The 19,204-nt window shown below is 57.9% G+C and carries 23 protein-coding genes; 14 read left to right on the top strand and 9 right to left on the bottom strand.

The annotated features are described in order from the left end of the window. Nucleotides 1-10 precede the first annotated feature (10 nt). Both ACFVTJ_RS19300 and ACFVTJ_RS19295 read left to right on the top strand, forming a co-directional pair. A complete protein-coding gene (locus ACFVTJ_RS19300; RefSeq protein ID WP_386910148.1) occupies nucleotides 11-271 on the top strand; it encodes a DUF4160 domain-containing protein in 261 nt (86 codons plus the stop codon). Continuing rightward, nucleotides 268-747: a hypothetical protein gene (locus ACFVTJ_RS19295; protein ID WP_386910146.1), complete on the top strand. Its 480-nt coding sequence runs from the start codon at nucleotides 268-270 to the stop codon at nucleotides 745-747. Before ACFVTJ_RS19300 ends, ACFVTJ_RS19295 begins: the two co-directional genes overlap by 4 nt. Nucleotides 748-766: 19 nt before the next feature. Here ACFVTJ_RS19295 and ACFVTJ_RS19290 read toward each other — a convergent pair whose 3' ends face one another. From ACFVTJ_RS19290 to ACFVTJ_RS19275, 4 genes are all read right to left on the bottom strand, one after another. Then, complete coding sequence (locus tag ACFVTJ_RS19290; RefSeq protein ID WP_386910144.1) at nucleotides 767-1,840, bottom strand: ABC transporter ATP-binding protein; 1,074 nt, start codon at nucleotides 1,838-1,840, stop codon at nucleotides 767-769. A gap of 76 nt (nucleotides 1,841-1,916) precedes the next feature. Then, complete coding sequence (locus tag ACFVTJ_RS19285) at nucleotides 1,917-2,792, bottom strand: carbohydrate ABC transporter permease (protein ID WP_386910142.1); 876 nt, start codon at nucleotides 2,790-2,792, stop codon at nucleotides 1,917-1,919. After that, nucleotides 2,785-3,738, bottom strand: a complete 954-nt coding sequence (locus tag ACFVTJ_RS19280) for a carbohydrate ABC transporter permease (RefSeq protein ID WP_386910140.1) — start codon at nucleotides 3,736-3,738, stop codon at nucleotides 2,785-2,787. Before ACFVTJ_RS19280 ends, ACFVTJ_RS19285 begins: the two co-directional genes overlap by 8 nt. 6 nt (nucleotides 3,739-3,744) lie before the next feature. Then, complete coding sequence (locus ACFVTJ_RS19275) at nucleotides 3,745-5,034, bottom strand: ABC transporter substrate-binding protein (protein WP_386910138.1); 1,290 nt, start codon at nucleotides 5,032-5,034, stop codon at nucleotides 3,745-3,747. A 118-nt stretch (nucleotides 5,035-5,152) separates the two neighbouring features. Between ACFVTJ_RS19275 and ACFVTJ_RS19270 the strand changes: the two genes are divergently transcribed. The 12 genes from ACFVTJ_RS19270 (at nucleotide 5,153) to ACFVTJ_RS19215 (ending at nucleotide 13,436) form a co-directional block, all read left to right on the top strand. Beyond that, a complete protein-coding gene (locus ACFVTJ_RS19270) occupies nucleotides 5,153-5,851 on the top strand; it encodes a TetR/AcrR family transcriptional regulator (protein WP_386910137.1) in 699 nt (232 codons plus the stop codon). Nucleotides 5,852-6,096: 245 nt separating this feature from the next. Then, nucleotides 6,097-7,239 carry a Gfo/Idh/MocA family protein gene (locus ACFVTJ_RS19265; RefSeq protein WP_386910136.1) on the top strand — a complete coding sequence of 381 codons (1,143 nt, stop codon included), beginning with the start codon at nucleotides 6,097-6,099 and terminating at the stop codon, nucleotides 7,237-7,239. A 10-nt stretch (nucleotides 7,240-7,249) separates the two neighbouring features. Further along, complete coding sequence (locus ACFVTJ_RS19260; RefSeq protein WP_386910135.1) at nucleotides 7,250-8,413, top strand: dihydrodipicolinate synthase family protein; 1,164 nt, start codon at nucleotides 7,250-7,252, stop codon at nucleotides 8,411-8,413. A gap of 27 nt (nucleotides 8,414-8,440) precedes the next feature. Then, the gene (locus ACFVTJ_RS19255) at nucleotides 8,441-9,262 is read left to right on the top strand and encodes a sugar phosphate isomerase/epimerase family protein (protein WP_386910134.1); all 822 of its coding nucleotides are present in this window, start codon (nucleotides 8,441-8,443) and stop codon (nucleotides 9,260-9,262) included. 19 nt (nucleotides 9,263-9,281) lie between these two features. After that, nucleotides 9,282-10,517 (top strand): Gfo/Idh/MocA family protein, encoded by a 1,236-nt coding sequence (locus tag ACFVTJ_RS19250; protein WP_386910133.1) that lies wholly within the window; start codon nucleotides 9,282-9,284, stop codon nucleotides 10,515-10,517. 335 nt (nucleotides 10,518-10,852) lie between these two features. Then, nucleotides 10,853-11,023 (top strand): hypothetical protein, encoded by a 171-nt coding sequence (locus ACFVTJ_RS19245; RefSeq protein WP_386910131.1) that lies wholly within the window; start codon nucleotides 10,853-10,855, stop codon nucleotides 11,021-11,023. Between the two features lie 259 nt (nucleotides 11,024-11,282). Continuing rightward, on the top strand, nucleotides 11,283-11,492 hold the full coding sequence (locus ACFVTJ_RS19240) for a cold-shock protein (protein WP_003508146.1): 210 nt from the start codon (nucleotides 11,283-11,285) through the stop codon (nucleotides 11,490-11,492). A gap of 110 nt (nucleotides 11,493-11,602) precedes the next feature. After that, nucleotides 11,603-11,893 (top strand): cold-shock protein, encoded by a 291-nt coding sequence (locus ACFVTJ_RS19235; RefSeq protein WP_386910127.1) that lies wholly within the window; start codon nucleotides 11,603-11,605, stop codon nucleotides 11,891-11,893. Nucleotides 11,894-11,921: 28 nt separating this feature from the next. Continuing rightward, complete coding sequence (gene rpsU / locus ACFVTJ_RS19230) at nucleotides 11,922-12,158, top strand: 30S ribosomal protein S21 (RefSeq protein WP_080827726.1); 237 nt, start codon at nucleotides 11,922-11,924, stop codon at nucleotides 12,156-12,158. Between the two features lie 36 nt (nucleotides 12,159-12,194). Further along, nucleotides 12,195-12,410: a hypothetical protein gene (locus ACFVTJ_RS19225; protein ID WP_386910125.1), complete on the top strand. Its 216-nt coding sequence runs from the start codon at nucleotides 12,195-12,197 to the stop codon at nucleotides 12,408-12,410. 46 nt (nucleotides 12,411-12,456) lie between these two features. Then, a complete protein-coding gene (locus tag ACFVTJ_RS19220; protein WP_386910123.1) occupies nucleotides 12,457-12,594 on the top strand; it encodes a hypothetical protein in 138 nt (45 codons plus the stop codon). 554 nt (nucleotides 12,595-13,148) lie between these two features. After that, the gene (locus ACFVTJ_RS19215; RefSeq protein ID WP_386910121.1) at nucleotides 13,149-13,436 is read left to right on the top strand and encodes a hypothetical protein; all 288 of its coding nucleotides are present in this window, start codon (nucleotides 13,149-13,151) and stop codon (nucleotides 13,434-13,436) included. A gap of 392 nt (nucleotides 13,437-13,828) precedes the next feature. On the opposite strand, the gene ACFVTJ_RS19210 is transcribed toward ACFVTJ_RS19215, so the two are convergent. The 5 genes from ACFVTJ_RS19210 to ACFVTJ_RS19190 all read right to left on the bottom strand — a co-directional run bounded on the left by ACFVTJ_RS19210 (nucleotide 13,829) and on the right by ACFVTJ_RS19190 (nucleotide 19,186). Continuing rightward, the gene (locus ACFVTJ_RS19210) at nucleotides 13,829-14,926 is read right to left on the bottom strand and encodes an acyltransferase family protein (RefSeq protein ID WP_386910119.1); all 1,098 of its coding nucleotides are present in this window, start codon (nucleotides 14,924-14,926) and stop codon (nucleotides 13,829-13,831) included. Between the two features lie 143 nt (nucleotides 14,927-15,069). Continuing rightward, a complete protein-coding gene (locus ACFVTJ_RS19205) occupies nucleotides 15,070-16,167 on the bottom strand; it encodes a glycoside hydrolase family 105 protein (protein WP_386910117.1) in 1,098 nt (365 codons plus the stop codon). Between the two features lie 168 nt (nucleotides 16,168-16,335). Next, nucleotides 16,336-17,616 (bottom strand): TRAP transporter large permease, encoded by a 1,281-nt coding sequence (locus ACFVTJ_RS19200; protein ID WP_044459266.1) that lies wholly within the window; start codon nucleotides 17,614-17,616, stop codon nucleotides 16,336-16,338. Then, the gene (locus tag ACFVTJ_RS19195; RefSeq protein ID WP_386910114.1) at nucleotides 17,617-18,138 is read right to left on the bottom strand and encodes a TRAP transporter small permease; all 522 of its coding nucleotides are present in this window, start codon (nucleotides 18,136-18,138) and stop codon (nucleotides 17,617-17,619) included. A gap of 70 nt (nucleotides 18,139-18,208) precedes the next feature. Next, the gene (locus ACFVTJ_RS19190) at nucleotides 18,209-19,186 is read right to left on the bottom strand and encodes a TRAP transporter substrate-binding protein (RefSeq protein WP_386910112.1); all 978 of its coding nucleotides are present in this window, start codon (nucleotides 19,184-19,186) and stop codon (nucleotides 18,209-18,211) included. Between the last annotated feature and the right edge of the window lie 18 nt (nucleotides 19,187-19,204).

Below are 19,204 nucleotides of genomic sequence, written 5' to 3'. Positions count from 1 at the left end.
TGGGTGCTGGATGGGCAAGCTTGTTCAAATCGGAAACATCATCATACGCGTGTATGCGAACGATCACCTGCCACCACATTTCCACATCATAACACCTGATGGGGATGCACTTGTCGACATAGGAAGTCTGGAAATCCTGCGTGGCAAACTATCCCGCAGGGCGGAGGCCGAAGCTTTGGAATGGGCGAAAGCCAATGCAAGCCTGATTGTTGAGGAGTGGAATCGCACGAATCCGCGTTTTCCCATTGCAGAAAAGGGAAGCAAGTCATGACACCACGCGTCAAAACCATCCTGCCCACCCTGCCGAGCTCTCTCACGATCGACTGGGTCGATGGTAGACGGTCAACCGCCAATCTGACGGGGTGGATCGCAACGGGGGGAGAGTTGCTCGCTCCCCTCCGGTCAGCGGGCATCTGGGAGACCGCGAAGGTCACCGACTATGGCGCCAGCGTGGAATGGGACGGCAATGATCTCGCAATCGACGCTTATCATCTTTACCAGATTGCCGAGGACCAGCGCGACTTTGACGTCGACGACCTGCGTAAATGGCAGGAGGACACCGGCCTCTCCAACAATGAGGCAGCGGATTTTCTTGGTGTGACCTTGAGGACATGGAACAACTACCGCGCTGGTACACCGGTAAGCCATGCAGTGAAGATGCTGTTACGGGCCAGCCAGCGCGACCCGCTTTTATTACATGCTCATTTTCGTCCCCGGCGACCAGGACGCCCCAGACACGCTGCATAAGACAGTTCCCAATGCGGCACTATATCCGCCGCCCATCCGCCCCGAACAGATGCGTCTTCTCCAAATCAAACGCAAAGGGAATGGTCTCGCCGATGCGGATATGGCGCTGGCCGTCCAGCAGCACTGTCGCCGGTTGGCCATCGGGCGTGCTGGTGTAAACCACAGTCGAGCCGCCGAGATGTTCGACGAGCTGGATGGAGGCTTCGCCGAGCGAGGATTGCGATTGGGGGTTCACATGCTCCGGACGCACGCCGAAGGTGAGCGGCTCGCCTTGTTGAGCGGCGACCGGCTTCTCCAATATGATGCGTTGGCCCGCGACCTCGATGGTGCGGTTGGAGGTGTCGCCTGAAGCCACTTTTGCGGATAGAAAATTCATCTTTGGCGAGCCGATGAAACCGGCGACGAACTGGTTGGCGGGATTGTTGTAAAGATCGAGCGGGCGACCAACCTGCATGATGCGGCCGTCGCGCAGGACGACGATCTTGTCGGCCATGGTCATGGCTTCTACCTGGTCATGGGTCACATAGATCATGGTGCTGCCGAGCGTCTGGTGCAGCTTGGCGATTTCGACGCGCATCTGCACGCGCAGTTCGGCATCGAGGTTGGAAAGCGGCTCGTCGAAGAGGAAGATTTTCGGCTCGCGCACGATGGCCCGGCCGATGGCGACACGCTGGCGCTGGCCGCCCGAAAGTGCCTTCGGCTTGCGCTGCAACAGCGGGCCGATCTGCAGGATATCGGCAGCCTTCTGCACCCGTGCCTCGACTTCCGGTTTTTTGTAACCCGCCGTTTCCAGACCGAATGCAAGGTTTTTGTAGACACTCATATGCGGATAGAGCGCATAGGACTGGAAGACCATGGCGATGCCACGCTTGGAGGCGGCTGTTTCGTTGACCCTTTCGCCATCAATGCGAAGATCGCCCTCTGAGATTTCCTCCAACCCGGCAATCATGCGCAAAAGCGTGGATTTGCCACAGCCCGAAGGGCCGACGAAAACGGTGAATTCGCCCGGTTCGATCTTGAGATCGATACCGTGAACGACCGGAAAAGCACCGAACCGCTTGACGATTTTTTCCAGAGTAATGCTGCTTGCCATGCTGTTTCTCCCGACTGTCGCGCCGCGCCAAAGGCAGCCGCGACAGTATTGATGGTCTTATAAAATGCGTTCTCGGTCAGCGTTTCATTCCCGTCGTGGCGATGCCTTCGATCAGCAGCCGCTGGAAAAACAGGAAGAACAGGAAGACCGGCACCAGTGACAGGTTGGACATGGCGAAAAGCGAGGTCCAGTCCGAGCTGCCGGTGGAATCCACGAAGGATCTGAGACCGAGCTGCACGGTGTAGGTGTTGATGTCGTTCAGATAGATCAGTGGCCCGAAAAAGTCGTCCCAGGTCCAGATGAAGGAAAAGATGGCGGCCGTTGCCAGCACCGGCAGCGACAGGGGCAGCATGATCTTCCAGTAGATGCGGAAGGGCGAGCAGCCATCCATGACAGCCGCCTCATCCAGTTCACGCGGAATGCCGCGGAAGAACTGCACCATCAGGAAGATGAAGAAGGCGTCCGTCGCGAGGTATTTCGGCACGATCAGTGGCAGCGAGGTGTTCACCCAGCCCATTTCCAGGAACAGGATGTATTGCGGGATGAGCACGACGTGATAGGGCAGCATCAAGGTGCCTAGCATCAGCGCGAACCAGAAATTGCGCCCGCCGAACCGAAGCCGGGCAAAAGCGAAGGCAGTGAGCGAGCAGCCGACCACGTTTCCTATGGTGGCCAGTACCGAGATGAAGAAGGAGTTCCAGAAGAACTGCCCGAAACTCACCTGCAGCCCGCTCCAGCCGCGAATATATCCGCCGATATCGACCGACGAGGGGATGAGCGAAGACGAGCCGAACAGCTCATCCTGCGGACGGAACGAACCTGAAATCATCCACAGGATCGGATAGAGCATCGCGAATGAGGCGATGATCAATGCGGTGTGGAGCATCACCGATTTCAGCGGCGAGCGTTGCGGGCCTTGTCCCGGCCGGGGAGCGGTAACAGCGTCAGTCATCGTAATGCACCCAGTATTTTGCGCTGAGGAACGAGAAGGCCGTGAACAGCGAGATGATGATCACCAAAATCCAGGCAAGCGCCGAGGCATAGCCCATTCGGAAGAAACCGAAGGCTTCCTGATAAAGGTAGAGCGTGTAGAACAGCGTCGAATTGATGGGCCCACCCGAGCCTTCCGAAATGATGAAGGCGGGGGTGAAGGCCTTGAAGGCGTCGATCGTCTGGATCACCGCATTGAAGAAGATGACGGGCGTCAGAAGCGGCAGGGTAATGCGGAAGAACTGCCGCCACTTGCTCGCGCCGTCGATTTCTGCGGCTTCATACATATCCTGCGGGATTTGTCTGAGACCAGCGAGGAAAATGATCATCGGCGAGCCGAACTGCCAGACAGACAGGATGACCAGCGTGTAGATCGAATAATCCGGGTTCGATATCCAGCTTGGGCCTTCATAACCGAAAGCTTGCCAGAGCAGCATATTGACGAGGCCGTCGGACGCGAAAAGCTGACGCCAGAGAACGGCGATCGCCACGCTGGAGCCGAGCAGCGACGGCAGGTAGAAGATCGCCCGGTAGAGCGTCAAACCCTTGATGCCGCGATTGAAGGCAAGCGCCACCAGCAGCGCGAAGATGAGCTTCAGCGGCACCGACAGCAGTACATAGGTAAACGTCACCTGCATGGCGGCGGCAAATTTCGGGTCATCGGTAGCGATGCGCACATAGTTTGCCGCCCCCACCCAATCCGGCGACTGCAACAGGTCGTAATTGGTGAAGGATAGATAAAGCGACGCCAGCGCCGGGCCCAGCGTGAGGCCAAAAAAGCCAATCAGCCAAGGCAGGAGAAACAGGTAGGCGTGAATGTTGCGGTCGAAAATCCGCTTCAGGCCGCCCCGTTTCGGGAGAGCCACGCCACGGCTCTCCCCCACAAGAGTTTCAGATCGAAAGGCCATAAACCATCACTTCCGTTTTATAACGGTTTCGGATTCCTTGACGAGGCGGTCACCGCCCTCTTCAGGCGAAATCTTGCCGAAGCCAACTTCCTCCGCCGTGCGTTTCAGGACAAAGGCAAATTCGCCCGCACCTGGAGGTGGCGCCGGCGGCAGATCGCCGACGCCGGGGGTAATTTCTGCGATATATTCCACCATGCTCTTGCTGACCTCATCGAGCTTGGGGGTAAGCGCGTTGCGCATGGATTCTGAAGCAGGAACGCCGCGTTCAACGCCCAGAATATCGATGCCCTGCGGGTCGGCGACCAGGAAGTTGATGAAGCCAACCGCCTGCTCGATGCCGGCACTGCCATTGGCGACGCTGATGAGCATGGAAGGTTTCAGATAGTGGCCGGAAGGGCCATCCTTCGTGCTCTTCGGATAGGAGCTTATGGCAAGTTTCGCCTTGTTGAGCTTCTGATAACCGACGAACTGGTTGGAATGGGCGAATGCGGTTGCCGCCTTGCCCGTCGTCAGCGGGTTGGTTTCGATATTGAGCTGGTCGAGCGCCTGCACATCGGCGGGCACGCACGCACCACTCTTGCGCAGATCCGCCCACAGCGTGAACCACTTGGTGGCATCCGTCGGATCAAAACCGATGCCGCCATCCTGTGTATAAAGCGATTTGCCGTTCTGGCGCAGCCAGTTCTCGAAGCTTGGCTCCACCCCGCTCGCATCGGCCGTGGCGAAATAACCGGGTTTAGGCTTGTTTTTGCTGAGCTTGGCTGCGTTTTCGGCAAACTCCTCCCAGGTCTGGCCGATCGATGGCGGCGTTGCGCCGGATTTTTCCCAGGCCGCCTTGTCGAAGAAAACGGCGCTGGAATTGACGCCAAGATTGATGCCGTAAAGCTTGCCATCGACCCGGCCGGAATCGATGTTCATCTTGCCGAAATCCTCGATCTTCAGGCCCTTGCCGATATAGTCATCGAGCGGTGCCAGCGCACCGCGACGGCCATATTCGAAGATGTAACGATAATCCATCTGGATCAGGTCAGGCGCATTGCGGCCCGCCACCTGCGTGGCAAGACGCGGCCAATAATCGCTCCAGCCGGCAAATTCACCGGCAATATCGAGATCCGGTTTGACCTGCTTATAGGCCGATATCGCCTTGTTGGTGCGGTCGGCGCGCTCCTGCGACCCCCACCACAACATGCGAAGGCGCGCGGCCTGAGCCTGCGCCGATCCTCCTCCCAATGCTGCAAGCGACAGGGCCGCAAGCCCCGCTGAAAGCACACCTCTCCTGTGAAGCATCACGGACATTGGCAACTCCTCCCTAATGACTGCCAAATTGATGATGAACGTAAACGACACTTGCCGTTTTATAACTAATTGGTTACATGGGAACACCGATCGCAAACATTGTCAAGCGGGTGCTGAAATGGAAGAAACGACAAAGGACCAGCCACTCGATGCGGCCCGAGAAGAAACTCCGGCGCCCAAGCGCAAACGCGCCACCGCACAGGTGCGGAACCCTGAGAGAACCCGGGCAGCCATCCTTGAAGCGGCCCGCCGCGAGGTGGCGGCCAAGGGGCTGGCAGGGGCGCGGATCGATGTCGTCGCCCGCCGCGCCGGCACCAACAAACGGATGATCTATCATTATTTCGGCGACAAGGATGCACTTTACCTTGCCGTTCTGGAAGACGCCTATCGCCACATCCGCCACACCGAAAGACGGCTTGACCTGACCCGTAAGCCCCCTTCGGAGGGCTTGCGGGAACTTGCGCTTTTCACCTGGCATTATTTCCTCGACCACCCGGAATTTCTCAGCATTCTCGCCACGGAAAACCTCAATAAAGCCCGCTATCTCAGGCAATCTCCGACGATCACGGCGATGCATTCGAATTTCATTTCGGAGCTGGAGGACGTGCTACGCCGGGGCCGCGATACCGGCGAATTCCGCGACGGTCTCGATCCGATCGATGTCTATCTGACGATCGCTTCGCTCGGCGCTTTCTATCTTTCGAACCGGTTTACGCTGTCGACGATCTTCCAGCGCGACCTGACCGACCCATCGGAACTGGAACGCTGGGGCCAGCACATCGTAAACACGTTGCTTGCTGCAGTGCGGCCAGTCTGAGCCAAGAGAACCGAATTCTCGTTTAACAACAGCGACGACGCGCTATTCGCATTCGCGAAGCGCGTCGTTTTCTTTTGCAGCGCGGCGAAAGAGGCTCACAGCCTACCTTCCCAAAATCCAAATTTTTCCTGCCAAAAACACCTTGACAGATCGCACTCTTCACGACCACAAATAACCAAATGGTTACAAAACACCACGTTTGACTTAAGCGACTTTCGGGAAAAGGCCGCCTTGGGAGGAAATTCATGAAACGTATCGGCGTCATCATGCACGGCATCACCGGCCGCATGGGTTACAACCAGCATCTCGTGCGCTCCGTTCTCGCCATTCGCGACCAGGGCGGCGTGCTGTTGAAGAACGGCGAAAGGGTCATGCTGGACCCCATTCTGGTCGGCCGCAACGGCGCAAAGATCGAGGAAATCGCCAGGAAGCATAATGTTGCCCGCTGGACGACCGATATCGATGCTGCTTTGGCAAACCCTGACGACACGCTATTTTTCGATGCAGGCACCACGCAGATGCGCGGCAGCCTTTTGGAAAAAGCCATCAAGGCCGGCAAGAACGTCTATTGCGAAAAGCCGATTTCCGACACAATGGAAGAGGCACTGGCGATTGCCCGGCTCGCCGAAAGCGCCGGCATCAAGCACGGCGTGGTGCAGGACAAGCTGTTCCTACCCGGTCTCCGCAAGCTGGCCATGCTGCGTGACAGCGGCTTTTTCGGCAAAATCCTCTCCGTGCGCGGCGAATTCGGTTACTGGGTTTTTGAAGGCGACTGGCAGCCGGCGCAGCGCCCTTCATGGAACTACCGCCTGAAGGATGGCGGCGGCATCATTCTCGATATGCTGTGCCACTGGCGTTATGTGCTCGACAATCTGTTCGGGCCGGTAAAATCGGTGAGCTGCCTCGGCGCTACACATATTCCGGAACGTTTCGACGAACAGGGCAAAGCCTATAAGGCGGATGCGGATGACGCAGCCTATGCCACTTTCGAACTTGAAGGCGGCGCTATCGCACACATCAACTCTTCATGGGCGGTGCGCGTGCGTCGCGACGATCTCGTCACCTTCCAGGTGGACGGCACCCATGGTTCGGCGGTGGCGGGCCTGACCAAATGCTTTACCCAGCACCGCACCAACACGCCAAAGCCGGTGTGGAACCCCGACCAGCCGCAGACCATCGATTTCTACAAGACCTGGCAGGAGGTGCCGGACAATGTCGTTTATGACAACGGCTTCAAGGCGCAGTGGGAAATGTTCGTGCGCCATCTGGTGGACAATGACCCATGGCCCTATGGCCTGATGGAAGGCGTCAAGGGCGTGCAGCTTGCCGAACTGGGGCTGAAATCATGGAAGGAACGCCGCTGGCTCGACGTTCCCGCCATTTCCTGAGGAGGCTGACGTGAGCGAACTCAAGCTACCGAAGGACGACCGCAGCATCGAGGTCTACAGATTATCCGGCACGCCGGTCGCGGTTGAAAAACGAAGTGCTGCGGATTTCAACCGCGTCGCTTTCGCCGCCGCCCATGTGGTTGCCGATCCGCTTGCCGACAATGACCCGTGGCTGACACCCGCCATCGACTGGGACGCCACCCTGCGCTTCCGTCATCGCCTCTGGGACCTCGGCCTCGGTGTCGCCGAAGCCATGGATACCGCACAGCGCGGCATGGGGCTGGCATGGCCGCAGGCGCAGGAACTGATTGCCCGTTCGCTGAAGGAAGCGGCCACCCGCAAGGATGCGCTGATTGCCTGCGGAGTCGGCACCGACCACCTCGATGGTAGCGGCTACGGTCTGAACCAGATTATCGACTCTTACCTGGAACAACTTGATTTTGTTCAGGGACAGGGTGGACGTGTGATCCTGATGGCCAGCCGCGCGCTGGCCGCCGCCGCCCGTTCCCCAGACGATTATCTCAAGGCCTATGCCAAGGTTCTTTCCCATGCGAACGAAAAAGTGGTGATCCACTGGCTGGGCGAAATGTTCGACCCGGCGCTTGAGGGCTACTGGGGCTCGGGCGACCATATGGTGGCGATGGACACCTGCCTTGCGACGATCGAGGAGAATGCCGACAAGATCGACGGCATCAAGATTTCGCTTCTTTCCAAGGAGAAAGAAATTGCCATGCGCCGCCGCCTGCCCGCTGGCGTGCGCATGTATACCGGCGACGATTTCAATTATGCCGAATTGATTGCCGGCGATGAAAAGGGCCATTCAGACGCCCTGCTCGGCATTTTCGACGCCATCGCGCCTTCTGCGTCCAAGGCGCTAGCCAGCCTGAAGCGCGGTGCTGACAATGAATTCTTCGATATTCTGGAGCCGACGGTGGCGCTTTCACGCCATATTTTCAAGGCGCCCACCCGCTTCTACAAGACCGGTGTGGTCTTCCTGGCCTATCTCAACGGATTGCAAGATCATTTCACCATGGTCGGCGGCCAGGAAAGCACCCGTTCCACGCAGCATTTCGCCGAGCTTTTCCGGCTGGCGGACAAGGCCAATGTGCTGGCCGAGCCTGATCTGGCCACGCACCGCATGAAGGCGTTCCTTTCGGTCCGGGGCATCGGCTGAAGCAGCAGAACGACGGGAGATATCGATATGAGCCTTGAAGGCCTTTCCATCAATTTCGCCACCGTGCGGCAAGGCGCCAACTTCAGCGCCATTGTTGACGCCTGTCTCGCCCACGGCATCACAACTATCTCGCCGTGGCGCGAGCAGGTCCACGGCGTCGGGCTGAAAGAGGCCGCGCGCATCGTCGAAGCGAACGGTCTGCGCCTTTCCGGCCATTGCCGTGGCGGCTTTTTCCCCGCCATCGACGCAGAAGGCCGACGCCTCGCCGTCGAGGACAATAAACGCGCCGTCGATGAGGCCGCGGCCTTGAAGGCCGACTGCCTTGTGCTTGTCGTGGGCGGCCTTCCCGCCGGTTCGCGCGATCTGAAAGGTGCGCGGCAGATGGTGGAGGACGGCATGGCCGAACTTCTTCCCTATGCCCGAGCCGCCGGCGTGCCGCTTGCCATCGAACCGCTGCACCCCTTCTATGCCGCCGACCGCGCTTGCTTCAACACGCTGAAACAATCGCTCGATCTCTGCGACCGGCTGGGCGACGGAACGGGCGTCGCCATCGATGTCTACCACGTCTGGTGGGACCCGGAGCTGGAGGAACAGGTGGCGCGGGCAGGCAGAAACGGCCAAATTCTCGCCCACCACATCTGCGACTGGCTGGTGCCGACCACCGATCCGCTCAACGATCGCGGCATGATGGGCGACGGCGTGATTGACCTCAAGGCATTCCGCGCCATGATCGAGGCCGCCGGATTCCACGGCCCGCAGGAAGTGGAGATTTTCTCGCATCGCTGGCAGGCGCGCCCGGTGGACGAGGTCCTCGCCACCGTGGTCGAGCGTTTCAAGACTGTTTGTTGAGATGTCAGGGAGAAAGACGATGCCTGAAAGGGTGAAACGCAAACGTTATGCGCTGGTCGGCACCGGCAATCGCGGCACCACCATGTGGGGCCGCGAACTTCTGGCCGGCTGGAGCGATTATGTCGAACTCGTCGGCATTTGCGACCTGAACCTGATGCGCGCCGAACGGGCTCGCGCCATGATGGGATCGACCGCACCACTTTACGACGATTTCGACCGGATGATGCTGGAGCAGAAACCGGAACTGGTGATCGTCTGCACGCCTGATGATACGCATGACGACATCATCATCCGCGCGCTGGAAGGCGGGGCCGATGTCATCAGCGAAAAGCCCATGACCACCACCCCGGAAAAGATCGATCGCATTCGCGCGGCGGAGGCCAAAAGCGGCCGCCGTGTCGACGTCTCCTTCAACTACCGTTTCTCGCCCACCGCCGCCCGAATCAAGGAACTGATCGATGATGGCGCGATCGGCACCGTTACGTCGGTCGATTTTCACTGGTATCTGGATAACCAGCACGGCGCGGATTATTTCCGCCGCTGGCATGCCTTCACCGAACATTCCGGTAGCCTGTTCGTGCACAAGGCCACCCACCATTTCGATCTGCTGAACTGGTATCTCGACTCCGACCCCGTCGAGGTAAAGGGCTTCGGGCAATTGCTGCATTATGGCAAGAACGGCCCGTTCCGCGGAACGCGCTGCCGCACCTGTCCTTACAAGGATGAGTGCGATTACTTCATGGATCTCGGTGCTGATCCCTTCCTCCATGCCCTTTATGAAGACCCTTCGAGCGTTGACGGTTATGTGCGTGACGCCTGCGTCTTCCGCGAGGAGATCGATATCCCTGATACGATGAGCGCCTCGATCCGCTACGCCAGTGGCGTACAGGTTTCCTACTCGCTCAACACCTATATGCCGATCGAGGGCCACCACATCGCCTTTAACGGCCACAAGGGCCGCATCGAGATGCGCCAATATGAAAAGCAACCCTGGACAGAGCCACCGGCAGACGAAATCCTTGTCGTGAAAAGTTTCGGTGGCGGTGTCGAGCGCATATGGGTGCCGCATGAGCCGGGCGGCCACTATGGCGGCGACAACCGCATGCGCGACATGATCTTCAAGCCGGGTTCTAACGACCGGCTGCGCCAGCGTGCCGGATCACGCGCCGGCGCCATGTCCGTTCTGACCGGCGTGGCGGCGCTGAAAAGCGCCCGCGAGGGCGGTTCGCAGTCGGTGAAATCGTTGCCGCTCTGATCGATTCCGGCCCGTGGCGTGTCAAGGCACGGGCCGCAGGCGGCACAATTGCCAAAAAGAACAGACGATATTCCGCAGATTACGCGCCTCTTCCATGCCGGTAGAATGATCGCCGGGGGAAGAAAGAGTGAATCATGTCGAGTTTTGAATCCTTCGTTCCGCTCATCATTATCGGTGTCAGCCTCTTCCTGTTTTTCAAATGGGTCGGACGCGATATGAACCGCGAAGAGAAAAAATCGCGATCCCGCCGCTGACGACTCAGTGCCGGTCCTCTCCTTGCGCGGTCGCGGAACTTTGCCCTCTTCCCGGCGTTTTCCAGCCAAAGGAGAACGCCCATGACTGAGCAGCAAAAAGCGAAACCTATCGACAGAGCGCCCTCGAAAGCAAGCGACATTCCGCCCGCCGGGCCGCACGCCAAGCCCTCACTGACCGACCATGAAAAGACGCCGGGCGCCGGTAGCCTGCCGGATGATAACAGCCAGGACGTGACGCCTGGCGCCGGTTGAGAAACAGCTGCACCGAGCATCTTAAGTCAATATATTTTCGCGCAAAAACAGTGACTTAGCTAATCAAATGAGAAGTGACCCCTATTTTCCCGGCACGGTCATTGCAAAATCAAAAATTGTGCCTATATTTGCATCATCGACCATTGCTTGTGACGTCGTTCTGGAACAGACTGTTCCCCGTCGGATTTCCTCTCAAATAATCGATCCAATCCCGCAAGGTATCGCGGGAACCACAACGATTCCAAGAAAGAAAATCGTTATGAACACTGGTACTGTAAAGTGGTTTAACGCCACCAAGGGCTTCGGCTTCATTCAGCCTGACAACGGCGGCACGGACGTTTTCGTTCACATCTCCGCTGTTGAGCGCGCTGGTATGCGTTCGCTGAACGACGGCCAGAAGATCAGCTACGAGATCGTTCAGGACCGCCGGTCTGGAAAGAGCTCTGCTGACAACCTTCAGGCAGCTTAATATTCGTCATTTTGGCCCCGCAGACCACGGATGTACTGGCTGCAGGTGCAAATGACTGTGAGAGGTCGGGTTAGAGCCCGGCCTTTTGTTTTTGGGCCATGGAGGTCCTTATGCGCAGAAATCCCTATCATTGCGGCGACGCCGTGTTTTTAAAGCCGGGCGTGCTTGGCAATACCCAGCCTGACGGCCCCGGCCGGATCGTATCCGTCCTGCCCGAAGCGCAGGGAGCGGTTCGCTACAGGGTGCGTTTCCAACACGAAAATTTTGAGCGCAACGTCGCGCTCGATGAGATAGATGCGATGATGTCGACGGCATCGCGGCTAGGCAAAGCCGAAAACCCTTCGCCACGCGAAACCGGATCGAGCTGGATCAATCTGAATACGATCAAAATCAGAAAATAGCGGCATCCGCTGCTAAAAGGAGATATTCTTGCAGGTACTCGTCAGAGACAACAATGTAGAGCAGGCCCTTCGCGTTCTGAAAAAGAGAATGCAGCGCGAAGGCATTTTCCGCGAGATGCGCGCCCGGGAGTCCTATGAAAAGCCTTCGGAAAAGCGCGTTCGCGAGCAAGCCGAAGCCGTGCGACGTCACCGCAAGCTGGAAAAGAAGAAAATGCAACGCGAAGGCCTGCTGCCAGCGCCCAAAAAGGCCGCCCGCACCCGGTAACCGTTCGATACCGCTCTTCCGTGAAGGAGAACTGCCATGGCCGCTACAAAAGAAGCTTTTTTCAAACCCGGTAAATTATCCGCGCAGGACAAAGCATCATTGACCGATAGCGCGGCAAAGCAGATCATCAATGCCGAAGCAGACCAGCGCGTCCGCAAGACGGAGCGCCTTCGCCAGCTTCGCGAAGCACAGGAAGCGACTATTGTCGTCACCGAACCTGTGCCCGCGAAGAAGCGATCCGGCAAGAAATAGCGGGCGGTTTTTTACCGCCCCACGGTCAACACAGGAGGATGAGATCATGGCAAAGGGTCAATTACGCAGCAACAAGGAAGTCCGCAAACCGAAGAAGGACAAGACGAAAACACCTGCCGCGGCACCCACCGGTTCGCAGGTGAAGTTCGCAAATGCCACGACTGCGGATGGCAAGAAGAAATAGGATGCGGCATCGGCCGGCAAGTCAGGATAAAAAGAGCATCGTTATGGATGTAAGACTTGTTTTGGCCACATTACTCCATTAAATAATTTATATAGCAGCTGCTGGTGAGCGCGAATGAAATTGTCGTTCGCAGTTGTTTTAGTCGCTTTTAGACTTTTGACCACGGATGTACTGGCACGGGTGTTGAGAGCGATATGAGGAAGGTCGGTGCAATATTGCCCCGGCCTTTTTTGTTGCTTATGGCGGCGGCATTTTATAAGTCCCAATCCCCTGCACTGCCGTCCGAATTCCCTTGCTTATTCCGCCCAAAGGGCGCACCCTTCCTTATCGGTAATTAAAGGGCGTTGCCGCCGTCAGGCCAGTATGCCGTCCCCCACACCGTTCTGCCCCTTTTCATCGACCGGCAGAAACTATCCGGCATTTACATGACATTGCATGACGGCACGGGCCGGGAATGGTTTCCCTTGCGCGCCCGTGTTTCGAAGCGTTGAAGCGTCACGGCACACCTGCCCGACGCTCCGGCTTTTGTGAACTCCACAAGAAAGGAGGACATCATGTCTTCCACATACCACAATTGCATCATCACGTCGCAGGACCTCAAAATGCTCCAGTCCGTGCTGGAAGGTCTCGGCTATGACCGACACACCATGGATGACGACTTCACTCTCTACAACAATGCAGCCCGCAAGGTGATCGAGCTTTTTCAGGATGGCTTGACCGACCCCAACGATATTTCGGAGGAAATGCTGTTTCTGTTCGGCGTCCACAAACATGAACGCGTCAGACCGTGGAAACCACTGCCGCGTTACGCCATACAGGGCCTGCCACCCCTTTACCAGTGACCATGATGCCGGCAGCTCGCGACCATCAGCGATTGAGCCATCAAAATCACCGATGAAAATAGTGGCTTGGCAAAAGCCGTATATCAGGCAACACTGAAATTGGGCGTCCCGTGTGCGATCAGGCGTGTCGGGGTGCTTGGGATCGGACCATTCTTCCGGCTGAGCTGAGCGAAAGACCATGATCGGTCTCACCTAGCCCGAAGGGTTCCTTACCGGCGTTGCGTCTGCGTGGAGGGTGAGTATGACGTATGACTGGAGCGGCCGCCGAATGCGGCGTATGCGAGCGGCAAAACTGACGATCATCAGCCTCGTCGCGGCCTTCGTGATAACGGCTCCAATTTTCGCGCATATTTGAGATCGCGATATTTTAAATCGATAGACCGCCCGCTGGATCAGACCGGCTGGCGAATGCCTGCCTGTTTTCTCAGGCGGTTTTTCAGCCATTTCTGAACGGGCTGATCATAATAGACAGTCAACCACCATGACAGGCATGTAACCGCAATTAGGAAAATGATGCCAGCAGGTAGGGCGATGGTCTCCCGCGTGGCTGCCGGGACCAGGAACTCCGTCCAGGCCAGAAGCGGAATGTGCAGCACATAGACCGCGTAAGACGCCGTACCGAGAAATACCGACACCGCCCCAACTTTCGGACCCGGCAGGGTCTTGCTGGCCCCGAACAGCAGCAAGGGCCAGACGAACAGCACGACAACCAGATCGAAAAACGGCCGCAACTCGCGTGACATGGGCACCGCGAGGATAAAACAGACCAGCAACAGAAAAAGACCGGCCTGAAACGGCTTCAACACCGGCATCCGGTTACGGAAACGATATATCAGCACGCCGGCGAAAAACGAGAAAAACACCCGGCCCATACCGGCATACATCTCCGGCCAGCGGAAACCGGCATGCAGCTTGCCGAATTCCGCCGCAGCCACCATCAGCACGATCGCGCTGACGGCGAGCACAATAACCGTCTGCGTCACCGTTGCCCGTACCCCCCAGCGCGCATAAACCGCATTCACTACCAGTTCGTTGAACAGCGACCATGCCGGGCTGACTAGAAACAGCGCGCCGTTCAGCGTCAACGTAAAGGGTGCTGGCAGAAACAGAAGCCCCGTGACGAGCGCGAAAGCCAACTCGCCAGGATCGATGAGGCGATGCAGGTCATCGATCGGCGTCGGCAATCCCAGCACATAAAGGCAGATGAAATAGGTCGCCATCAATACCAGCGCCAGCACATAAAGCGGATAGAGGCGGGCAAAGCGCGCCTTCATGAAAAAGCCCGGCGTGATCGTCCCCTCATATAGTTTCCTGCCATAGGCATGGGCCAGCACGAAACCGCTGAGCGCAAAAAACAGGTCCACGGCAAGATAGCTCGAGGCCGGATCTCGACCGAAAAACTGTTCGGCATGGCGGTGAACGATAAAAAGCGCAGCCACACCCCTTATGCCGTCAAGCAAGATGAAACGTTCCGGGGGCGACTGGATCATGGCATTGGGGCTCGGTGACACTGGATTCGTTATATCGCAAAACGAGGTTTATCGCGCAGCGGTTCATTTCTTCCAGTCACAAACCGTTCAGGGCAACCCGCATTTTATCCATGCCGCCCCTATATCACCAAATCCCGTCTGTTTCAGCGAGGCAGAAGCGAGCTTTCCGCATAGGCCATCATCAGCGGCCCGACACCTTTTGCATCGTCGGATACGACCGGCTCTGTGAGATAATAGCCCGGCGTCCCATCCCGATAATTACCCTCGAAACCGCCAAGCCCGGCAACATGCACAATGCCGGTCAGCCGCGTGATACCCTGCTCATCCAGCGCAAGGCGTGTGTCCAGAAGGGCGGCAAGCGCGTGGCGACCGGCTGAAAGGGCGGCCTCTGCCTCTTCACCCTGCAAGAGCTCCAACCGGGCCGCACGCAACAGGGCATAAGCGAACATTGCGGAGGCGGAGGTTTCCGCGTAATTGCCGGCAAGGTTCGGATTGTCGAGCACCTGCATCCAGAGAGCAGCCTGTGTCTGCCGTGCAATGATTTCAGCCAGAAGACTCCGTGCCCTTTCTCGAAGCTCCGCCTTGGTCGTATCGTTCGGCAAGATGACCAGCGCATCCACCAGCGCCATGGCAAGCCAGCCCACCGCCCGCGCCCAGATGGCAGGCGATTTGCCGCTCGCAGGGTCGGCCCAGCGCTGACTACGGCTCTCGTCATAACCATGAACGTAAAGACCACCGGCATCCGCCGTAAGCGCAAGCGCCGTTGAGAATTGCCGTAGCGCGTCCTCGATCAGCTCCGGGCGGCCCATCGCCTGGCCATATTCGATCTGGAAGGGCAGCCCCATATAGAGGCCATCAAGCCAGACCTGATGCGGATAACGCTTCTTGTGCCAATAGTTCCCGGCCTTTATGCGCGGATGATTGCGGAGCTGGCCCGCCAGATGCCCTGCTGCTGCGAGATAACGTGCATCGCCCGTCTCAGCCGACAGGGGAAAGAGAATGCGCCCGGCAAGGATATGGTCGATGTTATAGTCCTGCGGATCATAACCGGCGAGCGTTCCATCCGCAGCGATCTGCGTATCGGCCAGACGGTGCAAATGTTCATTCCAGCGGACATCGCCCGTCGCCTCGAACAACAGCTGCAGACCGCGATAGACACAGCCATCCTCATAACACCAGTCGCCACCCTTGTAATGTCGATATCGGCTGGAGAACTGGTCAAAATATTCAGTGGCTTCCATGGATTTTCTCAATCGAACTCTTATGAAATGGAGACACGGCGTCAGCTAATAGCGCACGCTGACGCCGTCTGTCTCCGCGAGATGTTGGTCCTCGCCATTCATGCCGCGCTTTCACCGCGATAGATCGCATCACCCATAGCGAGGCCTCCTCATTTGGAAACTCTGGAATTACCGGAACAGTGACGGCAACCACAGGGACAGCGACGGAATATAGGTAACGGCCAGCAGCACCGCGATGCTGGCGCCGAAGAACGGCCAGATCGTCCGCATCGCTTCCCGTATCGATATGCCGCCCACTGCGCAGCCGACGAAAAGCACCGTTCCGACCGGCGGCGTGTTGAGGCCGATACCGGCGTTCAGGATCATCACCACACCGAAATGTACGGGGTCGATGCCGAAGGCCTTCACGACGGGCAGAAGCACCGGCGTGGAAATGATGACCATCGGCGCCATGTCCATGAAGGTGCCGAGCAACAGCAGGATAATGTTGATGACGAGCAGCACGATGATCGGATTGTCCGAAATCGCACTGATTGCCGCAATCATCAACGTCTGCACCTGCAGGAAGGCCATCAGCCAGCCGAAGGATGCCGCGGTGCCGATAACGAGCAGAACCATGGCCGTGGTGCGGACCGCTCCCATGACAGCATCCACGAAACCGTCCCAGTTCAGCTCGCGATAAACCAGCATGGCGACAAGGAATGCATAGAGCACGGCGATGCAGGAGCTTTCCGTCGCGGTGAAGATGCCCGAACGCACGCCACCGAAGATGATGCCGATCAGCAGGATGCCGGGAAACGAGGCCAGCAGATAATACATCAGCTTGGAGAAACCCGGGAACGGCTCGGACGGATAGCCCTTGCGCCGGGCAACGATATAGGCCGTCACCATCAGCGCCGCGGCAAGCAGGAGACCAGGAATGATGCCGGCGGTGAAGAGGTCGGCCACCGAGACATTGCCACCCGCCGCGATCGAATAGAGGATCATGTTATGTGAGGGCGGGATCATCAGTGCGATGATGGCGGCATTGACGGTGACATTGACGGCATAGTCCCTGTCATAGCCACGCTTGGCCATTTGCGGGATCATCAGCCCGCCGACAGCGGAAGCATCGGCGACGGCCGAGCCGGAAATACCGCCGAACAGGGTCGAGGCCACAATATTGACCTGTCCGAGGCCGCCGCGCAGATGCCCGACGAGACCCGCGGCAAACCGGATGAGGCGGTGGGCGATGCCGCCCCGCACCATCAGGTCCCCGGCGAAGATGAAGAACGGTATCGCCATCATCGCAAAGACATTCATGCCGGAATTCATCTGCTGGAACACCACGATAGGCGGCAGGCCAAGATAAAGAACCGTGGCGAATGAAGCGATGCCAAGGCAGAATGCGATCGGCGTGCCGATCAGCATCAAAAGGGTGAAGACACCGAAGAGAATGGTGTAAGCCATTTATGCCGCCTCCTGCACGATCACGTCAGCCGCGATGTCCTCGCCGATGGCAAGATCGACAAAACGTTCGGCGGAAAACAGCGCGATGAGGAAACCGCCGCCGATCAGCGGGAAGAAATCCATCCCGCCCGGCCAGCCGAGAACGGGGATCGTCGCCGTCCACGTTCCCATGGCAAGCGACGTGCCATACCAGGCCATGCCGACGCCAAAGAAGAAGATGAGCGCAAGGCTCGTCAGGTCCATCCCCCTCTGTATGGGCGGCGACATCATGTAGCGCAGAATATCAAGTCCGAGATGCACGCTTTCGCGCACGCCGACGGCTGCCCCCAGCATGATGAACCACGACATCAGATGCAGCGACAACGGCTCCGACCAGCTGGGTGAATCATTGAGGATATAACGGGCGAAGACCTGCCAGCCGACGATGAGCGTCATGGCGATCATGCCGATACCGGCAACATAAAGCGACGCGTGACTGAGCGCGCCGAGAAAGGGGCGGATTGCCCGCATGAAATTTCGCATTGTCTGTTCCTCCCGCGTCAATGGCGACAAAAGAAAACCGGCCCTGTTTCGAAGGCCGGTTTTCTGCGCGTTACTTGACCGCTTTCACCCGTTCCAGAAGGTCTTTCATCTTCGGATCGGTGACGAATTTGTCGTAGACCGGACCCATCGCCGCAGCGAATTCCTCCTTGTTGACCTTGATGACATTGGCGCCACCCGCGCGGACCTTTTCTTCCGACGCCTTTTCGCGAGCGCTCCACAGTTCGCGCATCTTGCCGACCGAATCCTTCGCCGCCTGTCGCAGCAGCTTCTGGTCTTCCGGCGAGAGCTTGTCATAGGAGATCTTCGAAATGACGAGGATTTCCGGGTTCAGCGAATGTTCGGTCAGAGAGTAGTTTTTTGCCACCTCATAATGGCGAGCGGATTCGTAGGATGGCCAGTTGTTTTCGGCACCATCGACGACACCGGTTTCCAGTGAGGAATAGACCTCGCCCATCGGCATCGGCGTCGGGTTGGCGCCGAAGGCCTGCATCATCGAAATCCACAGATCAGACTGCTGCACACGGATTTTAAGCCCCTTCAGGTCCGCCAGTTTTTCGATGGGTTTTTTAGTGGTGTAGAAGGATCGCGCGCCGGAATCGTAAAAGGCAAGACCGACGAGGCCGTGCGGTTCGAACGCCGCCAGAACCTCATCGCCAATCGGGCCGTCAACGGTATTGTGCATGTGCTCCGTCGAGCGGAACAGGAAAGGCAGGCCAAGAACGGTGGTTTCCTTGACCAGATTGTTGAAGGGCGCTGCATTGACGCGGTTCATGTCGATCACGCCGAAGCGGGTCTGCTCAATCGTGTCCTTCTCGCCGCCGAGAACGGAGTTGTTCATCACCTGGATCTTGATGCGGCCATTGCTGCGCTCGGCCAGCAACTCGCCCATATATTTCACAGCCTCGACCGTTGGATAACCATCCGGGTGGATATCGGCAGAGCGCAGGGTGATTTCCTGCGCGCTGGCGGAAACACCTGACAGCGCGATCCCCATCCCGACGCACATCATGCTTGCAATCTTTTTCATGCTTTCCTCCTCCATTGT

This window comes from Agrobacterium sp. NPDC058088 (genome assembly GCF_042885035.1).
GTDB lineage: Bacteria > Pseudomonadota > Alphaproteobacteria > Rhizobiales > Rhizobiaceae > Agrobacterium.
This window is presented reverse-complemented; position numbering and strand designations above follow the sequence as displayed.